Genomic DNA, 18,883 nt, shown 5'->3' with positions numbered 1-18,883 from the left:
TTCCAGTTCCATTTAGGGAACAGCGATTGGAAGCGGGATACGATTGACCGTCACAACGCCACCCTGAAGGGCAATATCCCAACTGGTTGTGTCACCGTTCTGTTTACCCATCAGGCGGGCAATCGTCAGAGCCGTCACAACCTTGGTCGGCGCGGTCTGGCGGATTTTTTCGATCAGGTCGGCAATGTTCGTGATGCTGACATGCGTATCTGCGGTGGATGTGGCGGCGGAAGACCCAATCTGAATGGTTCCGGCACCGTCAACCGTGCTGCTGCCGGAGATCGCGTGGAGGGCATTGATGGTGATCTGCTGTGACGCGCCGGAAAGCCCATGAACAGACAGATCAGCCGAGAGTGCAGAGGGAATAAGTGGCTGCTTCGAATCGTGGATGCCGGTTCCGTTGACCTTGATACGGAGATCGGGATTAGTCTCGACGGCATTGATGGTCGCATGCTGAATGGTCATCGTATGACCTGGGCGGGAAAGCTTTACGCTGCTCCAGGATGCTTCCGGGGTGCCCTCATGAATATTATGAACCGTGATGGTCGCGTCCTGCCCCTGACACGCCGGGCTCAGGCCTCCGCGGAAGGCACTAAGGGCGGCATAGGCCGCTGTAGCGTTGAACTGTTCGAGTTTCGATTCTTCAACTGCACCTTTCGGGTCTTTCAGGGTTATAGGGCCGATATCCAGCCCGATGCCGGTGCCTGTCAGGGTTGCGTGCATTCCTGAGGCGGAGAACCCATGTGACGCAGCCTGATGACCATTGAACGAATATGTGAAGCAGGAAGCGGGAATATTGGGCAGTGTGTCTGCGAAAGCGGATGACGCGAAGGCTGGGAGAGCCGTTGCGATGGCCGTCAGGAGAAGGGTGCGGAAAGACATCATGCCCTCGGTGCTGGTTGTCTGATCTCTTGGGCAGCGTGTTGCTCAGAGACCGTTAAGACTCTCTTAGGATTATGGAGAGACAATGGTTCCCCAATAACCTTTCTTGCGGGTGAGTGTGCATGTCTTCGTCCATTTCCGCCATGCCAGCGGTGCCGCAGTATCTGTCCATCGTGAAAGATGAACAGACAGCCGTGAATAAATGGGAGAAGACAAGCTCCGACTCCCGGCAGGCGCTTGCGACATTCACGAGCGAAGCGTCTTCCATCACCACGCCGGATGAACTGCTGAAAAACTACAAGGCGCTGAAAGTTGTTCTTGGCGCCTACAACATGTCGTCCAACATTGATCAGACGGCTGTTCTGAAACAGCTTATGACGCAGGACCCGACGTCTTCGGCGTCGCTGGCGCAAAGAAGCGGTAATGCGTCCTGGAAAGCATTTGCAAAAGCGTTTTCAGACTGGTCCACGTCGCCGCTGGCCTCTGCCGATACAGTCTCCACCATTACGCAGAATTATCTGACGAATGGCTACGAAAGTAGCGTTCAGGACGAAACGCCTGGTCTGGGCGATGCACTGTATTTTACCCGTACCGTGACGTCTGAGACGAAGCTTACAAATATCATGTCGGATTCCCGGCTGCTCAAGGTTGCAGAGAAAGTCGCCGGATTTGATTCTACCCAGTTTGGTGCACTGGACTATGACCAGCAGGTGCGGCTGCTAAGTGACAAGCTGGACTTATCTCGGCTCAGCACATCGAATGGTGTGCAGCGGTTTGCAGAGCAGTATCTGGCGCTTCTCCAGGTCAATCCAGACAAGACTACAACTCCGGCGAGCATGCTTACCCTCTACGGCAGCAGCGGGTCTTCTGATGGCGTTTTGTCCCTGTTTACGGGCGGTAGCTCTTCAACATCGTCAAACCTGTATTCAGCGCTTTTCTGAGCCTGCGGCGTGACATCACGGCTGGAGGTCTGTATCGCGGCTAGGGACATCTGGTAGCGAAAAAGGATCTCTTCATGGCGGGCCTGGACCCTGAAGACTGGAGCGGCATCCGTGCGATGGGGCACCAGATGCTCGATGCCCTGTTTGATCGTATGGAGCATGTCGGGGAAGGGCCAGTCTGGCAGCCCATGCCACAGGACGCTCGCGATGCTCTGAAAACCGGTTTTCCTGAACAGGGTCAGTCTCTCGAAGATCTGCATGATCGCTTCACGGATCTTGTGGTTCCGTATGGCAATGGGAATACCCATCCGGGTTTCATGGGGTGGGTGCACGGGGCAGGCACGCCCGTAGGGATGCTGGCAGAGATGCTGGCTGGGGGCATGAACGCCAATTGCGGCGGTCGCAGTCATGCTGCCAATGAAGTCGAGCGCGAAGTTATCCGTTGGGCTCTCTCCATGGTAGGCATGCCGGAAGATGGGTCCGGTTGTCTGGTTACGGGGTCCTCCATGGCCAATTTTATCAGCATCATCACAGCCAGTCGCGCGCAGGATATTTCCTTACGCTCCCAAGGCACGGGGGGCCGTAAAATGGTCGGCTATGCCGCGACGACTGCTCATGGTTGCCTTCCGAGAGCGTTTGATCTGGCGGGTTTTGGTAGTGATGCCCTCAGGCGGGTTCCGGTTCTGGCAGATCACAGGATGGATTTGGTCGCATTGAAGCGCATGATCAGGGAAGATCGTGAAGCGGGCTACACCCCGTTCATGGTGGCCGGAACGGCCGGAACCGTGGATTGTGGCGCGATTGATGATCTTGCCGGGATCGAAGCGATTGCCCGTGAGAACGGTCTCTGGTTCCACGTTGATGCAGCGTTTGGGGCTCTGGCCTGTTTGTCGTCCCGGTTTAAGAATGCGCTCTCAGGGATTGAGAAGGCGGACAGTCTGGCTTTTGATTTTCACAAATGGGCACAGGTTCCGTACGACGCGGGGTGCGTTCTCGTGCGTGACCGGAAAGCCCATGCGGCTGCTTTCGCTCAGTCCCTCGATTACTTGACCCGCGAACCGCGGGGCCTGGCGAGCGGTGCGCCATGGTTCTGTGATTTCGGACCGGATCTGTCTCGCGGATTTCGTGCGCTCAAGGTCTGGATGACGCTGGGCCATTATGGCTCCGAACGTATGGGGCAGATGGTTGAAGAGTGCTGTGATGTGGCGGCACATCTTGCACACCGGGTGCAGACGACGAGCGGGCTGGTACTTCTGGCGCCCGTGACGCTGAATATTGTCTGTTTCGGGATTGATGGCCTGTCAGATCAGGACGTATCCGAACTGGTGCAGGACCTGCATGAAAGTGGTGTCGCAGCGCCGTCCACGACGCGGATCAACGGTCGGCTGGCGGTGAGGGCGGCGATCGTCAATCACCGCACCACGACCGCCGATACCGATCGTATGCTGGATGCTGTTATCGCGCTCGCCGCTGCCCGACGGGCGTAAAAAGCTCGCTCAGCTGAGCCATCATGGTTCCGCCGAGGTCTTCGGCGGAGCTGATGGTCACGCTATGTCGATAGTACCGCGTTACGTCATGGCCGATCCCGATAGCCAGAAGTTCCGTGTTGCGATCGCTTTCGATCCGCTTGATGACCTCACGCAGATGGTTCTCAAGATAGTTGTGCGGATTGGCAGAGAACGTGCTGTCATCCACCGGCGCACCATCTGAAATCACCATCAGGATATGCCGGTGCTCTGGGCGCCGTTTCAGGCGCTTCCAGGCCCAGAGCAGCGATTCCCCGTCAATGTTCTCCTTGAGGAGACCATCTCGTAGCATGAGGCCCAGATTTTTCCGGGCCCGACGCCATGGGGTGTCCGCGTCCTTGTAGATGATGTGACGCAGATCGTTCAGGCGGCCCGGTTCAGGCGGTCGCCCGTTCTTGACCCATTGTTCGCGGCTCTGGCCGCCTTTCCACTGACGGGTGGTGAAGCCCAGAACTTCCACTTTGACGCCGCAGCGTTCTAGCGTGCGGGCCAGAATATCGCCGCAGATGGCCGCCGTACCAATTGGGCGGCCACGCATGGAGCCTGAATTGTCGATCAGGAGCGTCACGACCGTATCGCGGAACTCCATTTCGGTTTCATATTTGTAAGACAGTGGCAGGGTCGGATTTGTCACGACACGGGAGAGGCGTCCGGCGTCGATGATGCCTTCCTCCTGCTCGAACTCCCACCGGCGTTGCTGCTGCGCCATAAGGCGCCGTTGCAGACGGTGCGCGAGCCGGGACACAAGCCCCTGAAGCTGGACAAGCTGCTGATCGAGTTGCTGCCGGAGACGATCCAGTTCATCCGGATCGCACAGATCCGCGGCACCCACTTCCTCGTCGAACTTCGTCGTATACGCCTTGTAAGAGGACGCTATCCCCGCGCCAGATCCTTCACCAGTCTGATCGGAAGGGCCCGCGGCTTCTTCAGAACCTGTTTCAGGGGAATCGAGCGCGTCGGAAGACATTTCTGTCTCACCCGTGACGCCGCTTTCGCCGCTTTCGGGTTGATACCCGTCTTCCTGATCCGGCTCTTCGCCGGCGGGTGTCTGTTCGTCTTCCTGTGGGACGGCTGCATCGTCTTCAGACTGCTGCTCGTCTTCCGAGGAATCGTCAGACGGAGCCTGCTGCTCTATCTCTTCCGGCAGTTCGGTGAGCTGACAGGCCCCCAGGAGATGCGTGATGGCTTTGGCGAAGGCTTTCTGGTCGCCCTGTGTTTCGGCCATTTCCGCAAGGGCGTTCCTGGCGGATGGCGAAAGGGAAGAGCGCCATGCATCAAGAGCCGGACCTGCCTGCGATGGTGCATGTTCGCCGGACATGGCTTCGCGGGCCAGAAGGCCAAGTGCCATGGCTGCCGGCATGTCGTCCTTGGTGGCCATACGGTTGCAGCCAGCTTCGGCGCATTGCTGGATGACGCGCTGGTCCAGATTGGCGCGGACGCCAGCCATATGCCGGGAGCCGTAAACCTCGCAGCGGGCCTGCTCAAGCACGCTGAACGCTTCCTGAGCCTGCGGCTCGGGGAAGTGGGCGTCCAGCCCATCCTTATGGTGACGCAGTTTCAGGGCCGCAGCATCGGCTGCTCCACGAACTTTCTGGATCTCCCGGTCGTGCATGCTGCGCGACATGTAGGGCAACTGGATCGAACCCGGCGCCGGAGGAGCTGGCAGCCGGTTGCCTACGACCACGCCCTGGAAATCCACGTTCTGGTCGGGCGTGCCGCCAAGAGCGCGAAGGGTCGCGATGGTGGCGCGGCGGAAGCCCTCCTGACGGTTCTCGTCAGGAGGGGAGTTCTTGGGCGCTGACAAGGCTTTTTACTCCACCGGGGAGGCGTTGAAGCAGCGCTGATAGTATTCGGCCACAATACCGCGCTCTGCTTCGTCACACTTGTTCAGGAAGGTGAGACGGAAGGCGAAAGCCACGTCATTGAAGATCTGAACGTTCTCTGCCCAGGCAATGACGGAGCGGGGAGACATGACTGTGGAAATGTCTCCAGCCATGAAACCGGAACGCGTCAGGTTGGCAAGAGCCACCATACGCTCGACCATCTTCGTCTGGTCCTTATCGTCCGCGCCAATTTTCAGTTTAGACGTAACGATAGCGACTTCCTGCTCCAGCGGCAGATAGTTCAAAGTGGCGACGATGTTCCAGCGGTCCATCTGACCCTGATTGATCTGCTGGGTGCCATGATACAGACCGGTCGTGTCCCCAAGACCAACCGTATTGGCCGTGGAGAATAGACGGAACGCCGGGTTCGGGCGGATCACGCGGTTCTGGTCGAGCAGGGTCAGGTGACCTTCGGCTTCCAGAACGCGCTGGATCACAAACATTACGTCCGGACGTCCGGCGTCGTACTCGTCAAAGATCAGTGCGCAGGGATGCTGGAGGCACCATGGCAGCAGACCTTCACGGAATTCGGTCACCTGCTTGCCGTCCCGCAGGACGATGGCGTCCTTTCCGATCAGGTCGATACGCGACACGTGGCTGTCGAGGTTGATACGGACGCAGGGCCAGTTCAGGCGCGCAGCAATCTGCTCGATGTGGGACGACTTTCCGGTACCATGGAAGCCCTGAACCATGACGCGGCGGTTATAGGCGAAGCCTGCGAGAATGGCGCGGGTCGTGTCTTCGTCAAACTTGTAGGAATCGTCGATATCGGGGACGTGTTCGGTACGAACCGAGTAGGCTGGAACCTGAAGATCCGTCTTGATGCCGAACACCTCACGCGAAGACACCATGAGGTCAGGCGCACCGAGAACGCTGGTTGGCACCGTTGAACTCTCGGCGGTGGTGACGGTTTCCGGGGCGTCGATCGTCGCGAAATCACTCATGGGTCTAACGGACTTTCATTGAATTCAGGAATGTTCTGAAAAGATGGGCCTTTGTGCGCCACTCTTCCAGAGAGAAAATCAGGAAACGAACTCTGACTCGCGACTGAAATGCGTTTTCAGCACCGCATAGGCGGATCCGATCGCCTTGAAACGCTCTTCAGCCTTCTGGTCTCCGATATTCGCATCGGGATGATGACGTCGCGCCAGCGCGCGATATCGGGTTTTGACCTCGTCCAGAGACACGGGCCAGGACAAATCCAGTGTGGCCAGCGGCTGGCGGAGTGGTTCTGGCGGACCACTGGCAGCGGCACGCTGTCTGGCGGTTTCCTTGGCCCGTTCGGCCCGGTTCCGGCGGCTGGCACCGAGAATATCCAACGGGTCGAGAATGTCTTCTTCGTTGAACTCTGCTTTGTTGGCCGTACCGGTGCCCAGTTTCCAGGAAGGGCGCTGCCAGGAGGTGTCAGCACGCAGATGAGCCTCGATCTGGCCGGGTGTCATGCCACGATAGAAATCCCAGCGGGAGTTGTATTCGCGCACGTGGTCAAGGCAGAACCAGAAGTAGGACCGCAGGGCTTCACGTCCGCGGGGAGCACGATAGCCGGCACGTTCCATGCAGCCCGGATGATCGCAGGTCTGGTCTGGTGCCTCTGGATCGGGATCGAAGGCCCGATGTCTGGTAGATTTACGCTGCATGGTGTCTGATATGGGCAATGTGCGCCGTTTGATGCAAGCGGACAAACCAAGTCGGATTTAATTGACTATGACGCAGCCCCTTACGAGACGGGACAGAATTGCCGAAATTCTCAAGCGGGAACTGGCTCCCAGTGCTTTGGAAATTCAGGATGACAGCGCCCGTCATGCTCATCACGCCGGGGCAAAAGCTTTGGGTAGTCCGGGAGAAACGCATTTCAATATTGCCATCACCAGTGCGAAGTTCGACGGTCTGAACCGGATTGCCCGGCACCGTCTGGTGAACGGATTGCTCGCCGGGGAGTTTGAAACGGGACTACATGCCCTGTCTCTTGTCCTCCACGGAGAAACCACTCCATGAAGCGTGCCCTTCTGGCTCTTCTGTTTCTGTCTGGCTGCGCCACAAGCGGTTATGGACATCTTCCCGCCGATCAGCAGGCGGATATTCATCGCATTGAAACCTACATGAACGGTGTGACCGGGATGCAGGCGTCTTTCAATCAGATCGGGCCGGATGAAGGTCACAGTGCCGGGCGATTCGTTTATGTGCCGGGGCATCTACGTCTCGATTACGTCACGCCACACGTGATGGAGCTTGTAGCGGGCGATGGTCATCTTGTTCTGGATGACATGGATAGCGGGGCTGTGACGCATCTGTCCCTGAAGCGGAACCCGCTGGGCTTGCTGCTTCATCATCCGATCCGGTTCGATCAGGATATTCAGGTCACGGATGTCAGGCGAGGGCAAGGATCGCTTCAGATCTCGGTTGCTGAGGCCAACAACCCTTCCCAGGGCCTTCTGACGCTCCAGTTCTCCGATATGGACGGGAAACTGTCGCTGATGGGTCTTCAGGGCGTAGATGCCCGTCAGAACCATTTCAGTGTATCGTTGAATAGTGTGGAAGAGGGCGTGACGTTCACGCCCACGGTTTTCACCCCTCCTGGGGGATAGACCCGAAATGCGCTGGCCATGTTACGGCCAGCGCCTCGTCCAGGTCCTGCATGGTCAGGGCTGGATTGAAGCGGCGAAGGCTCGTGACGCCAAATTCCCGGATGCCGCAGGGAACAATTCCATCGAAATCGTCCAATGCAGGGTCAAGATTGATCGAGATGCCGTGCCAGCTGACCCATCGGCTGACGCGAATGCCCAGTGCGGCAATTTTTGCTTCCTGACCGCTCAAAGGATCAATGGTCCAGACGCCGATACGCCCGTCACGGGTAAACGCCTCCACGCTAAGGTATGCCAGTGTCGCAATGATCCACTGCTCCAGCCCTTTGACGAACGCTCTCAGGTCGCGCGGGGGAATGGTTCCGTTCTGTTGTCCCAGATCAAGCATGACATAGGCCAGTCTCTGTCCGGGCCCATGATAGGTCCACTGACCGCCACGGCCGGCGCTGTAGGTTGGATAGTCGTGTGGATTGTAAAGATCTTCCGGCCGGGCTGACGTTCCGGCTGTAAAGATCGGCGGATGTTCGACCAGCCAGACGAGGGGGCTAGCCTCGCCTTCATAAATCTGCCGGGAACGGATCGCCATGAAATCCAGGGCTTCAGGGTAAGGGGTTAGCCCATCTGATTTTTTCCACAAAATTTCTTCACAAATATCGTTTCTGGTCATTGCTCTCGCTTCAGGCATCGGCTATATCGCCCCTCACCGGACGGTCTTGCACTACACAAGACGGTTTGTCACGGGGCGGCCGTGGCGGAATGGTAGACGCGCAAGCTTGAGGTGCTTGTGGGGGCAACCCCGTGGAAGTTCGAGTCTTCTCGGCCGCACCATTTCCCTTCTCAGGGCGATGGAAAAATTCTCGAAAAAATCACAAAAACAAAACTCACCCTGAATGCCAGAGTTAAGGCATCCAGCGTGGTGTTTTGCACCTGTGCCATTTTGTTGCCAGACTGCTAATCCAACGGTATGCCTTTCTACGTTTTCATCAGAGCGCCATGAGTATTCAGCTCGGCGGTCGGATGATTGTTCTGGCTGATGTGTGAGGTTTTGTGATCAAGCCCCTGAAGAAAGCAGTTCTTCCCGTTGCAGGACTTGGAACGCGGTTCCTTCCAGCGACCAAGGCTATGCCGAAGGAAATGCTTCCTGTCGTTGACAAGCCCCTTATTCAGTACGCTATCGATGAAGCGCGTGAAGCTGGCATCGAAGAATTCTGCCTCGTCACCGGACGTGGCAAAGACAGCCTGATCGATTATTTCGATATCGCTTATGAGCTTGAAGCAACTCTGAAAGAGCGCGGCAAGAAGAGCGCGCTTGAAGCCCTTCAGCAAAGCAGCGTGCAGGCAGGCTCCCTTGTAGCGGTTCGTCAGCAGGAGCCGCTGGGCCTTGGTCATGCCATCTGGTGTGCCCGGTCCTTCATCGGCGATGACCCGTTCGCCATTCTTCTTCCGGATGACATCGTGAAGAGCGGCCGCAGCTGCGTCGCCCAGCTCGTCGAGGCCTACAACCAGACGGGCGGCAACGTTGTCGCTGTGACGGAAGTCCCGCGCGAACACACCAACCGTTACGGCATCCTTGATGTCGGTGCTGACGATGGCCGTCTCGTGGAAGTCAAGGGTTTGGTCGAGAAGCCAGACCCTGAAGATGCTCCTTCCAACCTGTCCATCATTGGTCGCTACGTGCTGACGGCCGATGTGATGGAGCATCTTTCCAAGCTGGAGCGTGGCGCTGGCAACGAAGTGCAGCTGACAGACGCCATGGCCAAGATGATCGGTCATGTTCCGTTCCACGGTCTGCGCTATGAAGGAACGCGTTATGACTGCGGTGATAAGGCGGGCTTCCTCGAGGCACAGATTGCTTTTTCGATCGATCGCCCCGACCTGGGTGATGCAGTGAAGGCATTCCTCAAGAAGTATGTCGACGCTGTTTAATGTCTTTCAGGCACGATTTTGATCCAACCAGTCTCCGCGAATACGATATTCGCGGGATTGTTGGAAAAACGCTTCACCCTGAAGATGCTTTTGCGATTGGCCGTACTTTTGCGAGTATGGTCATTCGGCAGGGTGGGCGCAGTGTTGTCATTGGCTTCGATGGGAGATTGTCTTCTCCTGTTCTGGAAGATGCCCTTGTCAAAGGTGCCGTAGAGTCAGGGGCGGATGTTATCCGCATCGGCTGCGGCCCTACGCCTATGCTCTACTTTGCATCGGTGGCTTTGAAAGCTGACGGGGCAATTATGGTCACGGGCAGTCATAATCCGCCAGATTATAATGGCTTCAAGATGATGAGCGGTGGCAAGCCTTTTTACGGAGATCAGATCCGTGAACTGGGCCGTTTGGCCGCAACGGGAGATGTCATTCCTGCGGCTAAAGGGACCTCCCGTCACGAAGATATTTCCAGCGCGTACATTGCTAGGCTTCTTCAGGATTATGACGGATCACGTCCCCTTAAAGTCGTATGGGACAATGGCAATTCTGCTGCGGGTGATGTGCTTTCCCGATTGGTAAAGGAACTGCCGGGCGAGCATACGGTCCTGTTTGCGGAAATTGACGGACATTTCCCCAATCATCATCCGGACCCGACCGTTCCCAAAAACCTTCAGGATCTGATCCGCAAGGTTCAGGAGGCGGGTGCTGATCTCGGTATCGCCTTTGATGGCGATGCGGACCGTATCGGCGTTGTCGATGATCAGGGGCAGATCCTCTGGGGAGACCAGATTCTGGTTCTTTTGGCGCGCGATGTGCTGCGGGATCATCCAGGAGCAACGATCATTGCGGATGTGAAGGCCAGCAAGGTTCTTTTCGATGAGGTCGAAAAGGCTGGTGGTCAGCCCTTAATGTGGAAGACGGGTCATTCTCTGGTGAAAACCAAGATGGCCGAGACAAAGTCTCCACTGGCGGGCGAAATGTCCGGGCATATCTTCTTTGCCGACAAATGGTACGGCTTTGATGATGCGCTCTACGCTGCTGTGCGTTTCATCGGGATCGTATCCCGTTTGGGGCAGCCTCTTTCGCAAGTCCGCAGCGCTCTGCCGGAAACGATCAGCACACCTGAACTGCGTTTTGATTGTGATGATACTCGTAAATTCGGTGTCATAGCCGAAGTTGCGGAGCGTCTTCGCAAGGAGGGCGCTGATGTTTCTGAAATTGATGGTGTGCGCGTCAATACGGATGATGGTTGGTGGCTCCTGCGGGCATCCAATACTCAGGCGGTTCTGGTTGCCCGGGCAGAGGCGCTAACCAATGAAGGACTGGAGCGCCTGAAGCAGGCTGTTGCAGTTCAGCTTGAAACCTCAGGCCTCGCTGCGCCAGATTTTTCTGGCGAAAATGCTGGGCACTGATGGTGTTCTCATGGCATGGACAGAATAATGTCCATGCCATTTCAATCTTTTCTTGAACCCGGCCAGATCGTTCAGCACCCAGACTACCCGGAATGGGGCTGGGGGCAGGTCCAGTCTGCGATCGGCGAGCGGGTGACCGTCAATTTTCAGAATGAAGGCAAGGTTCTGATTGATGCGTCCCGTGTGGAACTGAAACTGGTTCATTCCTGATTGCGCGGGATGCTCCTCCAGCCGTTCTTCTCGCGTTGCTGCCGGACGGTCCTGGACGTGATACTCCCGCCGGTTTGCCGTGGATGCGGAGCCGACGTCATGACGGATGGCGCGTTCTGTGCCGACTGCTTTTCATCTGCTCAGCGTATTGTTTCTCCCTGCTGTGAACGCTGTGGTACGCCACTGGTAAACGAGGCCTACGGGGGTGCCAGAAAGATCTGCGTTTCCTGTCAACTGAAGCCGCCAGCCTGGCGTAAAGGCCGGGCAGCGTTTGTTTATGATGACTGGTCCCGGCGGATTATCCTTCCCCTCAAATATTCTGACCAGACGGAAAACGCGACCGTGCTTTCCAGGGAAATGGAAAGAGCCGGGGTATCATTGCTCGAGCAGGCAACGCTGCTGGTGCCCGTGCCGATGTATCGGGGCAAACTGTGGCGCCGCCGCTACAATCAGGCTGCTCTTCTCGCGCGTGGACTAGCTCGGCATAGCAAGGTTCCCGCCTTGCTGGATGGTCTTGAACGGCGGCGAGCGACCAGACCACTTGCCCGTCTGTCTCCAAAGGAACGCCATTCTGAAATTGCAGACACGATCATTGTTCGTGCTGGGAGAGGAAAACGAATTGCAGGGCAGGCCGTTCTGTTGGTGGATGATGTGTTGACGACGGGAGCGACGGCGTCGGTCTGCACGGATGCACTCTTGAAGGCGGGAGCATTATCGGTGGATATTCTTGTTGCGGCCCGGACCGGCAAGGGCGATGAACGGGATGTTCCGTATCCCGAGGAGTAAGAACTGTATGTCAAAAATTGAAATTTTTACCCAGCCGGGATGCCCTTATTGTGTTCACGCGGTTGATCTGCTCAGGTCAAAAGGCGTGATCTTTAAGGAAATCAATGCCCCTCACGGGACGCGTGAGCGGGAAGAATCCATGACGCGCTCAGGACGCCGGACTGTGCCCCAGGTCTTTGTGGACGGGCAGTCTCTCGGCGGATGTGATGACATCGTGGCACTGGATCGAGCGGGTCGACTTGATTCCCTGCTTGGCGGTGCCTGAATGCGCCGTGGTTTGATCCTGTCAGGTCTTCTGCTGTGCCTGTCTCCTTCAATGGGGCAGGCAGAGGCTGCGGCCAATGTCTCTTCAGCCACCGTACCTTCGGAACTGGGCCTGTGGCTTTCCTCCGGCAAGGATGGTGTCTTCTCGATTGAGCACTGTGGAAACAACGGACATGCCCTGTGTGGCAGGCTGGTTGGCATGGACTATGACGGAGAGATGCCGAAGGACACGTGGGGCCGGGCCGAGTGCGGTTTGTGGATGTTGACAGACTTTGTACCAGTTGAAGAGCACAAATGGAGCGGTCACATTCTTGATCCTCGCAGCGGACGTGTTTATCAGGCCTTCATCTGGCTTTCCGAGCCAAATGTCCTGAAGCTGCGTGGGTATGTTCTGGGAATGCCCCTGCTGGGGAAGACCGAGACCTGGACCCGTTATAACGGCGGTGCCTTTGGCCCGCAGTGCAAGATGCCTCCGCAGCCTCACTGAGAAACTACAACGGGAGGCCATGTCATTCAGATATGGTCTTTCAAGGATGCGCAGGCCCGGCGTTGGTCTTTGCTGCTGTTGAACTGAAAGGACCGTGGAACCCTATGTCCCACCCCGTTTCCCGCCGCGACTTTACGCTCGGGCTGGCCGCCGGTGCCTCTGTTACTGGCCTGGCAGGTGCGTCTTATGCGGCTGATGAGCCAAAAATCGTACCGGTACCGCCACCACCACCCAAAGTTGTTTCCAAAACCGTCTGCTTCGTGGGTGGATATACCAAACATGCACCTCAGGGCGGTGCGGGCAACGGGCAAGGGATTGCCGTTTTCGAAATGGATCGTGAATCTGGCGTTCTGACGCCGATCACAACCTATACCGATATTGCCAGCCCGTCATTCATCACGCTGTCTGCAGATAATCGCTTTCTTTATGCGCTGAGCGAGATCGACGATTACAACAAGGATGGTGACGGATCTGTCACCGCTTTTGCTGTTGATCAGAAGACTGGCTCGCTGCGGAAGCTGAACTCTGTCAGTTCGGGCGGCGCAGTACCGGCCCATCTGAGTGTTCACCACTCGGGACGTTATGTGCTGGTCGCGAACTATGTCGGCGGATGTGTTGGCGTTCTGCCGATCCGGAGCGATGGGTCGCTGGGTGACGCAACGGATGTTGTCCATAACTCGGGCCCGCGCCAGCCTGAGCGTGCAGCTGATAACCCGCAGGGCAATTTTGCCGTTTCGGATCACTCCGGTTCACATCCGCATATGATCCGTTCTGATCCAAGTGGTCGGTTTGTGATTGCGGATGATGCAGGCTTGGATCGGGTCTATGTCTGGACGCTGAATCTGGCGACCGGAAAGCTTATTCCGGCCAAGACGCCGTATTACGACATGGAACCGGGTTCTGCGCCGCGTCATTTCGAGTTCAATCACTCGGGGCGCATCATGTACAATCTGTGCGAGCAAAATTCGAAGATTGTAGTTTCCAGCTTCGATCCGCTGACGGGTGCCATTACGAACATCCAGACGGTCAGCACGGTCACGCCGCATTTCCGCGGCTCGACGCTGGCCGCGGAAATTCTGATCTCGGCCAGTGGCAAGTATGTCTATGCGTCGAACCGCCTGGGCGATTCGCTGGCTGTGTTCGCGATTGCTGCAGATGGAACGTTGTCATTGCAGGATGAAGTCTGGATGCATGCCGATTATGGCCGCGCCATGATGTTCGATCCGTCAGGAACATTCCTGTTCTGCGCCAACCAGCGTTCGGATGCGGTGACGTCCTTCAAGGTGGATAAGAACACCGGGCAGCTTGCGTTTACCGAGAACTTCACGCCTGTCGGTAGTCCGACGACGTTTGCATTCATGAATACGCAAGTCTGATCTTGCAGTGGAAAAAGGCGCTCTTCGGAGCGCCTTTTTTTCAGCCCTTCGTGAACATCGCGATGTAGTTCACGCCAGTGTCGCGGGTCGTGCGCCAGCGGGGGGGGAGGTAGCTCATGCCGGCAATATCGGTCATGCGCAGACCGGCGTTACGGGCCATGGCTGCCAGTTCTTCCGGCTTGATGAATTTCTTCCAGTCATGTGTGCCGACAGGCAGCATGCGCAGAAGGTACTCCGCCCCCAGTTTTGCCATGGCGAATGAGCGCGGGGTGCGGCTCATTGTAGAGACGGCAACCATGCCTCCCGGACGGGTCAGGGTTGCAAGCATATGCAGGAAGTCCTGCGGATCATTGACGTGTTCGATGACTTCAAGGGCCGACACCACATCGAACTCTGCTCCTTCATCCACCAGATCTTCCGCACTACCATTGCGATAAGATAGCGGCGCGGCCTTAGGCGGCAGCGGGTAGGTGGCCTGATGGGCACGGGCAGCTTCGATCCCGTCCGGGCTTGCATCCAGGCCAAGCGTCTCAAACCCCAGCTTTGCAAAGGCTTCGCTGGCGAGGCCTGCGCCACAGCCAATATCGAGCAGGGAAAGGCGTTTTCCTTCGGAGGGCTTGAGAGAGGTCGTTCGCGAGGCGACCCAGTCCGTACGCAGGGGGTTCATGGCATGCAAAGGGGCCATTGGGCCACGCGGATTCCACCAGTCTTTGGCCAGCGCACTGAAATGGGCGATTTCGGAATCGGAAACGGAAGAGCGATGTGAGGCGCTTCCGGAAACGGTTTCTGAGGCCATCAGAACTGTCCTTCTGTGTGTCTGCATGATGCCGTCGGCTGGACGCGGCGTGGCGAGACGAGTATGTGGACCGGCAGAGTCTGTTCAGAAGACCGGCCGGCAAATCTGTTTTGTGTCGTATCCGATGCCAGACCCGAGCGCGCAACGCCAGACACGTACTGGAGCCTTATCCGCGATGTCCATGTCCGATACTCCCGTTCACGACCAGGTTTCCGGTCGTGCCGATACTCTTTCCATGTCTGTGGATAGCGGGAAACGGAAAACGATCGTCATGAAATTCGGCGGTACATCCGTCGGAACAATTGAACGCATCCGGATCGTTGCGCAGCGGGTCAAGGCCGAGCATGCGCAGGGACGTCGGGTGGCTGTTGTTGTGTCTGCTATGGCGGGTGTAACCAATCAAATGGTTGGATACTGCGCCGAGCTGGATCCGCTGGCGGACCCGAAGGAATATGATGCTGTCGTGGCATCTGGTGAGCAGGTGACCAGCGGCCTTGTGGCTATCGCGCTACAGGCACTAGGCGTTCCGGCTCGCTCTTTTCAGGGCTGGCAGATCCCGCTTGTGACGGATGATGCGCACGGCAAAGCGTCCATTGATGGTGTTGATGGCACGGAACTGCTGAAATGCCTTGATAATGGGATTGTGCCGGTTATTGCCGGTTTCCAGGGTGTGGGTCCGGATAACCGGATTGCCACACTGGGGCGTGGCGGATCAGACACATCTGCTGTAGCGATTGCCGCCGCGATCCATGCGGATCAATGCGACATCTATACGGATGTTGATGGAATTTATACGACGGACCCGCGTATCGTGAAGCGTGCGCGGAAGCTGGATCGCATCACTTATGAAGAGATGCTTGAACTCGCTTCCGTAGGCGCCAAGGTACTTCAGACCCGCAGTGTCGGGCTGGCGATGCGTGAAGGGGTCCGTGTACGTGTGCTGTCGTCATTCTCCGAGACGGATGATGACAGTGGGTCGATTGTGGTGGATGAGGACGAGATCGTGGAGAAGGAACTGGTTGCGGGCATTGCCAGCTCGCATGATGAAGCAAAGCTCTCCGTCCGGGGTATTCCGGACCGTCCGGGCATCGCGGCCGCCATCTTCGGACCCTTGGCTGCGGCAAACATCAATGTGGACATGATCGTGCAGAACACGGGCGTTGACCGCATGACGAACATGACCTTCACGGTCGGCAAGAGTGATGAAGCTGCGGCCCGTGCGGTGCTGGAAAAAGCCCACGGCATCATTCAGTATGGCGAGCTTGAAACGTCTCACAACGTGGTAAAAATCAGCGTTGTAGGTGTTGGCATGCGGTCCAATGCCGGGCTTGCTGCGACCATGTTCGGGACGCTGGCGGAGCGTGGGATCAATGTGCAGGTGATTTCCACCAGTGAAATCAAGATCTCCGTCCTGATTGATTCGGAATACAAAGAGCTTGCGATGCGTGCACTGCACACCGCGTACGGGCTGGACAAGAAAGAGGAACCCTCTACGTGAGTGCAATGACGGACGCCCGCGAGACCCTGAACTGCCTTTGGAAGCCGGGATGTGACTTCCTGGGCAGCGAAGTTGCCATTCTGGGTGGCGCAATGTCCTGGGTGAGCGAGCGCAATCTTGTCTCCGCTATTTCCAATGCTGGTGGTTTTGGTGTGATTGCCTGCGGTGCGATGACGCCGGAGCGCCTTGAGGAAGAAATCGTTGCCACGCAGGCTCTGACGAAGCGCCCGTTTGGTGTGAACCTCATCACCATGCATCCGGCACTTGAGCAGCTTGTGGATGTGTGTCTTGCACACAACGTGTCCCATATTGTTCTGGCTGGTGGTGTGCCGACGAGCGCCATCATCAAGCGCGTCCGTGATGGGGGAGCCCGTGCGATCGGTTTTGCCCCTGCGCTGGCTCTGGGCAAGCGTCTGGTGAAGCTCGGTATTGAAGCTCTCATCATTGAGGGGTCCGAAGCAGGCGGCCATGTCGGGCCTGTTTCCCTGACGGTTCTGGCACAGGAAATCCTGCCGCATATCAAGGACGTTCCCGTCTTTGTGGCGGGTGGTCTGGGCCGCGGTGATGCCATCGTATCCTATCTGGAGCAGGGCGCTTCTGGCGCGCAGCTTGGAACGATTTTTGCCGCGTCTCAGGAGAGCATCGCGCATGAGAATTTCAAGAAGGCGTTCCTGCGAGCCAATGCCCGTGACGCTGTGACATCCGTGCAGCTTGATGAGCAGTTTCCGGTTATTCCGGTACGCGGTCTTGCCAATGCAGGTAGCCGTGGCTTCCTGAAGCATCAGGCCGAGACCATTCAGAGGTTCCAGAACGGTGATGTGAGCAAGGAAGATGCCCAGCTCTCCATCGAGCATTTCTGGGCTGGTGCGCTGCGTCGTGCTGTTATGGATGGTGACGTCGATAACGGATCTGTCATGGCTGGCCAGTCTGTGGGTATGGTCAAGGAAATCCGCCCGGTTTCCGAGATTATTGCCACCCTCGTGGAGCAGGCTGTGGAAGCCCTTGCAAAGCGGGAAGACCGCGTGCACGCTCTCGCCTGATCAGGTCATTCAGCCATGTCTCCTCCTTCCGATCGCATGATGCCGCTTCGCTCAGACCAGCCCAGTGTTGGAACGATCCTGCGTACGCGTCGGGAGGAGCTGGGCTGGCAGATTGAAGATGTGGCTCAGTGGCTGCGTATCCGGAGCCGTCTGCTCATCGCACTGGAAGCGGATGATCTGTCATCCCTGCCGGGCGTAGCCTATGCCGTGGGGTTCCTGCGGACGTATGCCCATGCCATGCAGCTGGATGCGGACGGTCTTGTCGCGCGTTTCCGCCGTGAATATCGTGGTGTCGTCAACCGCAAGACAGATCTCGTATTTCCTCAGCCTGAAGGGGAGCGTGGACTCCCAATTGGACTGCTGGTCGGAGCAGGGCTTGTTGTTGTCGTTGCCGCCTATGCAGGGTGGTACCGGTTCGCATCGCATGAGAGCCCGGCAGATCGTCGGGTTCCGGCCGTTGCGGAGTTGATGCCTGGCGCGGCAACACCTGCAACGACCTCTCCGCAGGTCGCATCGGTAATGCCAGGGCGGGCGCCTACACCCGAGCCTCATGTCTCGCAGCCTCCCGTTCCTGTCAGCGCACCGCCTGCTGAAGCTGTGCCCGCTTCGCCATCTCCACAGGCGGTTGCACCAGCCCTTCAGGCACCTCCTGCTTCTACCGATATGACGTCAGCCGAGCCTGCCACGGGCTCCGAAGACCGGGATCAGAATCCCTCAGACCAGTTTGGGCCGTCGACGGACGCACCAGCAGAAACGCCAGCCCCCGCTGTGCCTGTCGGGTCGGTTGTGGTGCGTGTTCTGGCTCCTGTCTGGATGCAGGTAAAAGACAGGGACGGTCATGTTCTTGTCGCCCGTGTTCTCAAGGCAGGGGAAAGCTGGCAGGGCGATGCTGCGGTGGCTCCCTTCCGCATGTCGTTCGGGAATGCCGGTGGCGTGGTTCTCTCAACAGACGGCGCGACCAGCGCGCCTCTTGGGCGTCAGGGCGAGGTTCGTCGGAACGTCGAAGTCACGGCGCAAGCCATCAAGTCCGGTGCGTTTGGCAATGGCGTTGCTCTCCCTGCGCAACCGGCTCCCGACGCGTCGGGGTCATCTGCGCCTTCTTCTATGCCTGAAGCAGGTGCTGGAGTGCCGGATACTCCTGCGCCAGTTGTTAAGCCTGTGCCGCATCGGGCAAAAGCACCTGCAAAGCCTTCCGCAGAACTCTCTGCTGACGATCTGAACGCCCGGCAACTGGATCAATCGTCTCCATCGCATTAAACAGGGGCCAAGCCCCTGACCCA

General features: G+C 57.6%; 20 protein-coding genes and 1 tRNA gene. 15 read left to right on the top strand and 6 right to left on the bottom strand.

Going from position 1 to position 18,883, the window contains the following annotated elements; all coding sequences use genetic code 11:
• Positions 1–12: 12 nt before the first annotated feature.
• Positions 13–885, bottom strand: coding sequence for a DUF2125 domain-containing protein (locus B7444_RS00465; RefSeq protein ID WP_007282078.1), 873 nt, complete (start codon positions 883–885; stop codon positions 13–15).
• Positions 886–1,004: 119 nt separating this feature from the next.
• Between B7444_RS00465 and B7444_RS00460 the strand changes: the two genes are divergently transcribed.
• Positions 1,005–1,823: a DUF1217 domain-containing protein gene (locus tag B7444_RS00460; RefSeq protein ID WP_007282077.1), complete on the top strand. Its 819-nt coding sequence runs from the start codon at positions 1,005–1,007 to the stop codon at positions 1,821–1,823.
• A gap of 74 nt (positions 1,824–1,897) precedes the next feature.
• Positions 1,898–3,310: a pyridoxal phosphate-dependent decarboxylase family protein gene (locus B7444_RS00455; RefSeq protein ID WP_007282076.1), complete on the top strand. Its 1,413-nt coding sequence runs from the start codon at positions 1,898–1,900 to the stop codon at positions 3,308–3,310.
• Here B7444_RS00455 and B7444_RS00450 read toward each other — a convergent pair.
• The 3 genes from B7444_RS00450 to B7444_RS00440 form a co-directional block, all read right to left on the bottom strand.
• Positions 3,279–5,153 (bottom strand): cobaltochelatase CobT-related protein, encoded by a 1,875-nt coding sequence (locus tag B7444_RS00450; protein WP_007282075.1) that lies wholly within the window; start codon positions 5,151–5,153, stop codon positions 3,279–3,281. The two genes, B7444_RS00455 and B7444_RS00450, sit on opposite strands and share 32 nt — an antisense overlap.
• Before the next feature lie 6 nt (positions 5,154–5,159).
• Positions 5,160–6,176, bottom strand: a complete 1,017-nt coding sequence (gene cobS, locus B7444_RS00445) for a cobaltochelatase subunit CobS (RefSeq protein ID WP_007282074.1) — start codon at positions 6,174–6,176, stop codon at positions 5,160–5,162.
• Between the two features lie 78 nt (positions 6,177–6,254).
• Complete coding sequence (locus tag B7444_RS00440) at positions 6,255–6,869, bottom strand: J domain-containing protein (protein WP_007282073.1); 615 nt, start codon at positions 6,867–6,869, stop codon at positions 6,255–6,257.
• 67 nt (positions 6,870–6,936) lie between these two features.
• Between B7444_RS00440 and B7444_RS00435 the strand changes: the two genes are divergently transcribed.
• Both B7444_RS00435 and B7444_RS00430 read left to right on the top strand, forming a co-directional pair.
• The gene (locus B7444_RS00435; protein WP_007282072.1) at positions 6,937–7,227 is read left to right on the top strand and encodes a BolA family protein; all 291 of its coding nucleotides are present in this window, start codon (positions 6,937–6,939) and stop codon (positions 7,225–7,227) included.
• Complete coding sequence (locus tag B7444_RS00430) at positions 7,224–7,817, top strand: LolA family protein (RefSeq protein WP_007282071.1); 594 nt, start codon at positions 7,224–7,226, stop codon at positions 7,815–7,817. The genes B7444_RS00435 and B7444_RS00430 overlap by 4 nt, the downstream gene beginning before the upstream one ends.
• On the opposite strand, the gene lipB is transcribed toward B7444_RS00430, so the two are convergent.
• Positions 7,798–8,481, bottom strand: a complete 684-nt coding sequence (lipB, locus tag B7444_RS00425) for a lipoyl(octanoyl) transferase LipB (protein ID WP_007282070.1) — start codon at positions 8,479–8,481, stop codon at positions 7,798–7,800. The genes B7444_RS00430 and lipB overlap by 20 nt on opposite strands.
• A gap of 75 nt (positions 8,482–8,556) precedes the next feature.
• Here lipB and B7444_RS00420 point away from each other — a divergent pair.
• The 8 genes from B7444_RS00420 (at position 8,557) to B7444_RS00385 (ending at position 14,269) form a co-directional block, all read left to right on the top strand.
• A tRNA-Leu gene (locus tag B7444_RS00420) sits at positions 8,557–8,642 on the top strand.
• Between the two features lie 219 nt (positions 8,643–8,861).
• Positions 8,862–9,740 (top strand): UTP--glucose-1-phosphate uridylyltransferase GalU, encoded by an 879-nt coding sequence (gene galU / locus B7444_RS00415; RefSeq protein WP_007282068.1) that lies wholly within the window; start codon positions 8,862–8,864, stop codon positions 9,738–9,740.
• Entirely contained in the window at positions 9,740–11,146 is a 1,407-nt protein-coding gene (pgmG, locus tag B7444_RS00410) for a phosphoglucomutase/phosphomannomutase PgmG (protein ID WP_007282067.1), read from the top strand. The genes galU and pgmG overlap by 1 nt, the downstream gene beginning before the upstream one ends.
• Positions 11,147–11,173: 27 nt before the next feature.
• Complete coding sequence (locus B7444_RS00405; protein WP_007282066.1) at positions 11,174–11,356, top strand: DUF3553 domain-containing protein; 183 nt, start codon at positions 11,174–11,176, stop codon at positions 11,354–11,356.
• 9 nt (positions 11,357–11,365) lie between these two features.
• Positions 11,366–12,142, top strand: a complete 777-nt coding sequence (locus tag B7444_RS00400; protein ID WP_261766700.1) for a ComF family protein — start codon at positions 11,366–11,368, stop codon at positions 12,140–12,142.
• A 7-nt stretch (positions 12,143–12,149) separates the two neighbouring features.
• A complete protein-coding gene (grxC, locus tag B7444_RS00395; RefSeq protein WP_007282064.1) occupies positions 12,150–12,407 on the top strand; it encodes a glutaredoxin 3 in 258 nt (85 codons plus the stop codon).
• Positions 12,408–12,893, top strand: a complete 486-nt coding sequence (locus B7444_RS00390) for a DUF2147 domain-containing protein (protein WP_007282063.1) — start codon at positions 12,408–12,410, stop codon at positions 12,891–12,893.
• Positions 12,894–12,997: 104 nt separating this feature from the next.
• Positions 12,998–14,269, top strand: a complete 1,272-nt coding sequence (locus B7444_RS00385; protein ID WP_035729048.1) for a lactonase family protein — start codon at positions 12,998–13,000, stop codon at positions 14,267–14,269.
• 40 nt (positions 14,270–14,309) lie between these two features.
• On the opposite strand, the gene ubiG is transcribed toward B7444_RS00385, so the two are convergent.
• Complete coding sequence (ubiG, locus tag B7444_RS00380; RefSeq protein WP_007282061.1) at positions 14,310–15,065, bottom strand: bifunctional 2-polyprenyl-6-hydroxyphenol methylase/3-demethylubiquinol 3-O-methyltransferase UbiG; 756 nt, start codon at positions 15,063–15,065, stop codon at positions 14,310–14,312.
• A gap of 175 nt (positions 15,066–15,240) precedes the next feature.
• On the opposite strand from ubiG, the gene B7444_RS00375 reads away from it, so the two are divergent.
• From B7444_RS00375 to B7444_RS00365, 3 genes are read left to right on the top strand one after another with little or no spacing between them, the layout of a single operon-like run.
• The gene (locus B7444_RS00375; protein WP_007282060.1) at positions 15,241–16,563 is read left to right on the top strand and encodes an aspartate kinase; all 1,323 of its coding nucleotides are present in this window, start codon (positions 15,241–15,243) and stop codon (positions 16,561–16,563) included.
• 5 nt (positions 16,564–16,568) lie between these two features.
• Positions 16,569–17,603: an NAD(P)H-dependent flavin oxidoreductase gene (locus tag B7444_RS00370; protein ID WP_007282059.1), complete on the top strand. Its 1,035-nt coding sequence runs from the start codon at positions 16,569–16,571 to the stop codon at positions 17,601–17,603.
• Positions 17,604–17,618: 15 nt separating this feature from the next.
• Positions 17,619–18,860: a helix-turn-helix domain-containing protein gene (locus tag B7444_RS00365; RefSeq protein ID WP_007282058.1), complete on the top strand. Its 1,242-nt coding sequence runs from the start codon at positions 17,619–17,621 to the stop codon at positions 18,858–18,860.
• Positions 18,861–18,883: the final 23 nt, after the last annotated feature.

This window comes from Gluconobacter thailandicus F149-1 = NBRC 100600 (assembly GCF_000964465.1).
GTDB lineage: Bacteria > Pseudomonadota > Alphaproteobacteria > Acetobacterales > Acetobacteraceae > Gluconobacter > Gluconobacter thailandicus.
The sequence above is the reverse complement of the archived record's forward strand: the minus strand, read 5'-3'. Positions and strand labels throughout refer to the sequence as shown.

Coding starts and splice junctions, on each gene's coding strand:
- ubiG (WP_007282061.1), bottom strand. CDS start 15,065: ATGGCCTCAGAAACCGTTTCCGGAAGCGCCTCACATCGCTCTTCCGTT.
- pgmG (WP_007282067.1), top strand. CDS start 9,740: ATGTCTTTCAGGCACGATTTTGATCCAACCAGTCTCCGCGAATACGAT.
- B7444_RS00370 (WP_007282059.1), top strand. CDS start 16,569: ATGACGGACGCCCGCGAGACCCTGAACTGCCTTTGGAAGCCGGGATGT.
- grxC (WP_007282064.1), top strand. CDS start 12,150: ATGTCAAAAATTGAAATTTTTACCCAGCCGGGATGCCCTTATTGTGTT.
- B7444_RS00465 (WP_007282078.1), bottom strand. CDS start 885: ATGATGTCTTTCCGCACCCTTCTCCTGACGGCCATCGCAACGGCTCTC.
- B7444_RS00430 (WP_007282071.1), top strand. CDS start 7,224: ATGAAGCGTGCCCTTCTGGCTCTTCTGTTTCTGTCTGGCTGCGCCACA.
- B7444_RS00385 (WP_035729048.1), top strand. CDS start 12,998: ATGTCCCACCCCGTTTCCCGCCGCGACTTTACGCTCGGGCTGGCCGCC.
- B7444_RS00365 (WP_007282058.1), top strand. CDS start 17,619: ATGTCTCCTCCTTCCGATCGCATGATGCCGCTTCGCTCAGACCAGCCC.
- B7444_RS00440 (WP_007282073.1), bottom strand. CDS start 6,869: ATGCAGCGTAAATCTACCAGACATCGGGCCTTCGATCCCGATCCAGAG.
- B7444_RS00390 (WP_007282063.1), top strand. CDS start 12,408: ATGCGCCGTGGTTTGATCCTGTCAGGTCTTCTGCTGTGCCTGTCTCCT.
- B7444_RS00455 (WP_007282076.1), top strand. CDS start 1,898: ATGGCGGGCCTGGACCCTGAAGACTGGAGCGGCATCCGTGCGATGGGG.
- cobS (WP_007282074.1), bottom strand. CDS start 6,176: ATGAGTGATTTCGCGACGATCGACGCCCCGGAAACCGTCACCACCGCC.
- B7444_RS00375 (WP_007282060.1), top strand. CDS start 15,241: ATGTCCATGTCCGATACTCCCGTTCACGACCAGGTTTCCGGTCGTGCC.
- B7444_RS00460 (WP_007282077.1), top strand. CDS start 1,005: ATGTCTTCGTCCATTTCCGCCATGCCAGCGGTGCCGCAGTATCTGTCC.
- lipB (WP_007282070.1), bottom strand. CDS start 8,481: ATGACCAGAAACGATATTTGTGAAGAAATTTTGTGGAAAAAATCAGAT.
- B7444_RS00405 (WP_007282066.1), top strand. CDS start 11,174: ATGTCCATGCCATTTCAATCTTTTCTTGAACCCGGCCAGATCGTTCAG.
- B7444_RS00435 (WP_007282072.1), top strand. CDS start 6,937: ATGACGCAGCCCCTTACGAGACGGGACAGAATTGCCGAAATTCTCAAG.
- B7444_RS00400 (WP_261766700.1), top strand. CDS start 11,366: ATGCTCCTCCAGCCGTTCTTCTCGCGTTGCTGCCGGACGGTCCTGGAC.